Source organism: Streptomyces sp. NPDC057654 (assembly GCF_042800135.1).
GTDB lineage: Bacteria > Actinomycetota > Actinomycetes > Streptomycetales > Streptomycetaceae > Streptomyces.
Genome location: NZ_JBHVHQ010000604.1, coordinates 1 through 5,384, shown reverse-complemented (window position 1 = coordinate 5,384; position 5,384 = coordinate 1). Strand labels below are relative to the sequence as shown.

Sequence of the window (5,384 nt, the reverse complement as noted above, 5' to 3'; positions counted from 1 at the left end):
GTGAGCGTGCTCAGGGACGCGTCGACGAACAGGACGCCGCCCCACAACATCGTCACCCGCCGCAGCGCGCGCCGGAATTCGGCCGATTCCGCCCACAGCCGGTCGCGCTCCGCCCTCGCGGCCTCGCCGTGCCACCGGCGCGAGAACTGGAAGACGAACGGCCGCGGCGCGTACAGCGTGCCCAGGACCCACGTGGCCAGCCCCAGCGACAGGACCACGTTCTTCAGCAGCAGCACCCGCGGCTCGCCGCTGATCAGCGAGGCGCCGGCGGAGAGGGCGAGCATGCCGACGACGAACAGGTCGAAGCCGTCGACGCGGCGGCGGACCGCCAGCGTGTACGCGGCGCGCACCGCCGGGGCCGCGCCGCTGAGCAGCAACGCCGGCCACTGCGCGGCGCCCTGGGCGCGGAGCAGGTAGTAGACGCCGAGCGGGAAGACGACGTTGACGGCGATCGAGGTGGTCAGCGAGCGCCGTGTCTGCCGGTCCATGGGAGCCTCCTTGGCGGCGGACCGGCTGGTCGGGCCGGTCCGGTACAGGTCCGGTGTCCTTCCCCGACACGCTAGGAAGCGGCGCGGCCGAGCGGATCGGAGCCAGGGTCGGTCCTCGGCGGCGCCTCTCCACCCCGGTGCTGCCTTGCGCCTCCACCCGCGTCTCCACCGGAGGGTGGACCGGGGCGGCCGGTACTGTGACCCGGCGTGACCACTTTCATCTGGATCGCGGCGGCCCTGGTCGTCATCGGCGTCTATCTGAGCTGGACCGCGGGGCGCCTGGACCGGCTGCACAGCCGTATCGACGCGGCGAAGGCCGCGCTCGACGCGCAGCTCCTGAGGCGCGCGTCGGTGGCGCAGGAGCTCGGCACCTCGGGGGTCCTGGACCCGGCGGCGTCCATCGTGCTCTACCAGGCGGCGCACGCCGCCCGGCAGGCCGAGGAGGAGCACCGGGAGGTCGCCGAGAGCGAACTGAGCCAGGCGCTGCGCGCGGTGTTCGCCGAGCAGGCGCAGGTCGAGGCGGTACGGGAGGCGCCGGGGGGCGAGGAGTCGGTGCGGGAGCTGATGGAGGCCGTGCGCCGGGTGCCGATGGCGCGGCGCTTCCACAACGACTCGGTGCGGGCGGCACGGGCGGTGCGCGAGCACCGGGTGGTGCGGTGGTTCCGGCTGGCCGGGCACGCGCCGTTCCCGCTGGCCTTCGAGATGGACGACGAGCAGCCGCCGGCGCTGGCGGAGCACACGCAGACGGGCCACTGAGGCCGGTGGGGCACGGAGGCCCGTACGGCGAGTGGCGCACGTCCGGCCGCCGGCCGCCCGTACGGGCCACCGGCCTCGGATTGGCTCTTTCCGCAGGTCGTACGCATGGGGTTCGGTGGTTCGTGCAGCGTCTAAGCCCTTGATAGCGAGGTCATCACGTGTCCACCACCCCTGCGGGAAGCCCCGAGACCGGTACTGCGCGCGTCAAGCGCGGCATGGCCGAGCAGCTGAAGGGCGGCGTGATCATGGATGTGGTCACGCCCGAGGAAGCCAAGATCGCCGAGGACGCGGGCGCCGTCGCGGTCATGGCCCTGGAGCGGGTCCCGGCCGACATCCGCAAGGACGGCGGCGTGGCCCGGATGTCCGACCCGGACATGATCGACGGCATCATCTCGGCCGTCTCCATCCCGGTCATGGCCAAGTCCCGCATCGGCCACATCGTCGAGGCCCAGGTCCTCCAGTCGCTCGGCGTCGACTACATCGACGAGTCCGAGGTGCTCACCCCGGCCGACGAGGTCAACCACAGCGACAAGTGGGCGTTCACCACCCCCTTCGTCTGCGGCGCCACCAACCTCGGCGAGGCGCTGCGGCGGATCGCCGAGGGCGCGGCCATGATCCGCTCCAAGGGCGAGGCCGGCACCGGCAACGTGGTCGAGGCCGTCCGCCACATGCGGCAGATCAAGGGCGAGATCGGCCGGCTGCGCGCCCTCGACTCACACGAGCTGTTCGCCGCGGCCAAGGAGCTGCGCGCTCCGTACGAGCTGGTCAAGGAGGTCGCCGAGCTGGGCAAGCTGCCGGTCGTGCTGTTCTCCGCGGGCGGCGTCGCCACCCCGGCCGACGCGGCGCTGATGCGCCAGCTCGGCGCCGAGGGGGTCTTCGTGGGCTCCGGGATCTTCAAGTCCGGCGACCCGGCGAAGCGCGCCGCGGCGATCGTGAAGGCCACCACCTTCTACGACGACCCGAAGATCATCGCGGACGCGTCGCGCGACCTCGGCGAGGCCATGGTCGGCATCAACTGCGACACCCTCCCCGAGTCCGAGCGCTACGCCAATCGCGGCTGGTAGCCACGCCGACCGGCCGGGGGCGGGCCGTACGGCCACGGCTCCACGGCTGTGCCACGGCGGGCCGCCGCGGGCCATGCGGGCCCGGGGCCCGGGGCCCGAACGGTCACGGTGCCGCGGTCCGCGCGACCCACGCGGCCCCGGCCCGTACGGTCATGGGCGCCGTGGCCGACGCGGTCCCGGCCTCGCGGCTCGTACGGCCGCGGGCCGCCGTGGCTCGTGGGGTCAGGGCTCCGCGGTCCGTACGGTCGCGACCGCCGTGACCCGCGCGGTCCACGGCCCCGAGCCCACGGCGCCCGCGACATCGGCCAAGGCGCCAAGGGCCGCACCTGGCGTCACAACCTGAGAGGTCTCCACCCCGTGCCCCAGTCCGAACCCGCCTCCGCCTCCGACCCCACCCCCGTCATCGGGGTGCTCGCCCTTCAGGGCGATGTCCGTGAGCATCTCGCCGCTCTCGCCGAGGCCGGTGCCACGGCCCGGCCGGTCCGCCGGCCGCGGGAACTGGACGAGGCCGACGGCCTGGTGATCCCCGGCGGGGAGTCCACGACCATGTCCAAGCTCGCCGTCGCCTTCGGGATGCTCGAACTGCTGCGCGCGCGGATACGGGCCGGGATGCCCGTATACGGCTCCTGCGCCGGCATGATCATGGTCGCCGAGAAGCTGCTCGACGGCAGGGAGGACCAGGAGACGCTCGGCGGCATCGACATGATCGTGCGCCGCAACGCGTTCGGCCGGCAGAACGAGTCGTTCGAGGCGGCCGTCGAGGTCGCCGGGGTGGCCGGCGGGCCGGTCGAGGGCGTCTTCATCCGCGCGCCCTGGGTCGAGTCGACCGGCGCCGGCGTCGAGGTGCTGGCCGTCCACGACGGTCACACGGTCGCCGTCCGGCAGGGACCCGTGCTGGCCACGTCCTTCCACCCCGAACTCACTGGCGATCACCGGGTGCACGCTCTCTTCGTCGACATGGTGCGCGCCACCCTGTGAGCTCACCCCGGTAGGATCTCAGGCGTTCATTCAAGAATTGGTTACGCGAAGGAGACACGCGGATGTCCGGCCACTCTAAATGGGCTACGACGAAGCACAAGAAGGCCGTGATCGATGCCAAGCGCGGCAAACTCTTCGCGAAGCTGATCAAGAACATCGAGGTCGCGGCGCGCACGGGCGGCGCCGACGTCGAGGGCAACCCGACTCTCTTCGACGCCATCCAGAAGGCGAAGAAGAGCTCGGTGCCGAACAAGAACATCGACTCCGCGGTCAAGCGCGGCGCCGGTCTTGAGGCCGGCGGCGCCGACTACGAGACGATCATGTATGAGGGGTACGGCCCGAACGGCGTCGCGGTGCTCATCGAGTGCCTCACCGACAACCGCAACCGCGCCGCCTCGGACGTACGCGTGGCGATGACCCGCAACGGCGGCTCGATGGCCGACCCCGGCTCGGTGTCGTACCTCTTCAACCGCAAGGGCGTCGTCATCGTCCCCAAGGCCGAGCTGACCGAGGACGACGTGCTCGGCGCGGTCCTGGACGCGGGCGCCGAGGAGGTCAACGACCTCGGCGACTCCTTCGAGGTGCTCAGCGAGGCCACCGACCTGGTCGCGGTCCGCACCGCCCTCCAGGACGCCGGCATCGACTACGACTCGGCCGACGCCAACTTCGTCCCCACCATGCAGGTGGAGCTGGAGGAGGACGGCGCGCGCAAGATCTTCAAGCTGATCGACGCGCTGGAGGACAGCGACGACGTGCAGAACGTCTTCGCCAACTTCGACGTCTCCGACGACGTCATGGCCAAGGTGGACGCCTGAGCCGCTGACCGGGCAGGGGCGGGTACGGGCGGGTCGACGGGAAGCCTCCGTCGGCCCGTTCGTCATGTCGGCGTGCCGATGCCCGGCTGGGCGGTCGGGCGGCTGGGCAGGCGGGCCGCCGGATCGTCCGACGCGGCGTCACCTACGGTCGGCGGAGCCGCGGGCGCGCCCGTGCCCGGTCGTTGTCAGTGGCAGCCGGTAACCTGCGTGAACAGTCGGCCGGCCGGTCCGGTCGGCCGAGGAAGTCGGTCGAGGGAGGGGGCACGGTGCGCGTACTCGGCGTGGACCCGGGGCTGACCCGGTGCGGGATCGGCGTGGTGGAAGGCGTGGCGGGCCGCCCCCTGCGGATGGCCGGGGTCGGCGTCGTACGGACCGCCGCCGACGCCCCCGTCGCCGAGCGGCTCGTCCTCATCGAGCGCGGCATAGAGGCGTGGCTGGACGAGCACCGGCCCGAATGCGTCGCCGTGGAGCGCGTCTTCAGCCAGCACAACGTCAGCACGGTCATGGGCACCGCCCAGGCCAGCGCCGTCGCCATGCTCTGCGCCGCCCGCCGCGGACTGCCCGTCGCGCTGCACACCCCCAGCGAGGTCAAGGCCGCCGTCACCGGCTCCGGCCGGGCCGACAAGGCCCAGGTCGGCGCCATGGTCACCCGGCTGCTGCGGCTGGACGCGCCGCCGAAGCCGGCGGACGCCGCCGACGCCCTGGCCCTCGCCATCTGCCACATCTGGCGCGCGCCGGCGACCAACCGCCTCCAGGAAGCCGTCGCCGCCCACCGCCGCACCCTCGCCCCCGCACGTCTCCCGAAAGGCACCCGATGATCGCCTTCGTCTCCGGCCGGGTCGCGGCCCTCGCCCCGGACACCGCAGTGGTCGAGGTCGGCGGCGTCGGCATGGCGCTCCAGTGCACCCCCGGCACGCTCGCCGCCCTGCGCATCGGACAGCCCGCCAAGCTCGCCACCTCCCTCGTCGTCCGCGAGGACTCGCTGACCCTCTACGGCTTCGCCGACGACGACGAGCGCCAGGTCTTCGAACTGCTCCAGACCGCCAGCGGCGTCGGTCCGCGCCTCGCCCAGGCCATGCTCGCCGTGCACGCCCCCGACGCCCTGCGGCGCGCCGTCGCCGGCGGCGACGAGAAGGCCCTGACCGCCGTGCCCGGCATCGGCAAGAAGGGCGCCCAGCGGCTGCTGCTCGAACTGAAGGACCGCCTCGGCGACCCGGTCGGACCCGGCGCGGGCGCGGGCGTCGGCAGCGCCGCCGGTCCCGGCTGGCGCGAGCAGCTGACCG

General features: G+C 73.1%; 7 protein-coding genes. 6 read left to right on the top strand and 1 reads right to left on the bottom strand.

The annotated features are described in order from the left end of the window. Nucleotides 1-488: VC0807 family protein (locus tag ACFU99_RS31710; protein ID WP_384398581.1), on the bottom strand; the 488-nt coding region annotated here is incomplete at its 3' end. A gap of 207 nt (nucleotides 489-695) precedes the next feature. Here ACFU99_RS31710 and ACFU99_RS31705 point away from each other — a divergent pair. The 6 genes from ACFU99_RS31705 to ruvA all read left to right on the top strand — a co-directional run. Next, the gene (locus ACFU99_RS31705; RefSeq protein WP_384398579.1) at nucleotides 696-1,244 is read left to right on the top strand and encodes a hypothetical protein; all 549 of its coding nucleotides are present in this window, start codon (nucleotides 696-698) and stop codon (nucleotides 1,242-1,244) included. Between the two features lie 158 nt (nucleotides 1,245-1,402). Then, on the top strand, nucleotides 1,403-2,308 hold the full coding sequence (gene pdxS, locus ACFU99_RS31700; protein WP_384398577.1) for a pyridoxal 5'-phosphate synthase lyase subunit PdxS: 906 nt from the start codon (nucleotides 1,403-1,405) through the stop codon (nucleotides 2,306-2,308). Between the two features lie 357 nt (nucleotides 2,309-2,665). Next, the gene (gene pdxT / locus ACFU99_RS31695) at nucleotides 2,666-3,286 is read left to right on the top strand and encodes a pyridoxal 5'-phosphate synthase glutaminase subunit PdxT (RefSeq protein WP_384398575.1); all 621 of its coding nucleotides are present in this window, start codon (nucleotides 2,666-2,668) and stop codon (nucleotides 3,284-3,286) included. Nucleotides 3,287-3,348: 62 nt separating this feature from the next. Next, nucleotides 3,349-4,101 carry a YebC/PmpR family DNA-binding transcriptional regulator gene (locus ACFU99_RS31690; protein WP_363129694.1) on the top strand — a complete coding sequence of 251 codons (753 nt, stop codon included), beginning with the start codon at nucleotides 3,349-3,351 and terminating at the stop codon, nucleotides 4,099-4,101. 266 nt (nucleotides 4,102-4,367) lie between these two features. Beyond that, complete coding sequence (ruvC, locus tag ACFU99_RS31685) at nucleotides 4,368-4,919, top strand: crossover junction endodeoxyribonuclease RuvC (RefSeq protein WP_384398573.1); 552 nt, start codon at nucleotides 4,368-4,370, stop codon at nucleotides 4,917-4,919. After that, a partial coding sequence (ruvA, locus tag ACFU99_RS31680; protein WP_384398571.1) for a Holliday junction branch migration protein RuvA occupies nucleotides 4,916-5,384 on the top strand: 469 nt, incomplete at its 3' end. The genes ruvC and ruvA, both read left to right, overlap by 4 nt.

Bases quoted from the DNA above. Each gene is read 5' to 3' on its own strand.
- ACFU99_RS31690 (WP_363129694.1), top strand. From the start codon at position 3,349: ATGTCCGGCCACTCTAAATGGGCTACGACGAAGCACAAGAAGGCCGTG.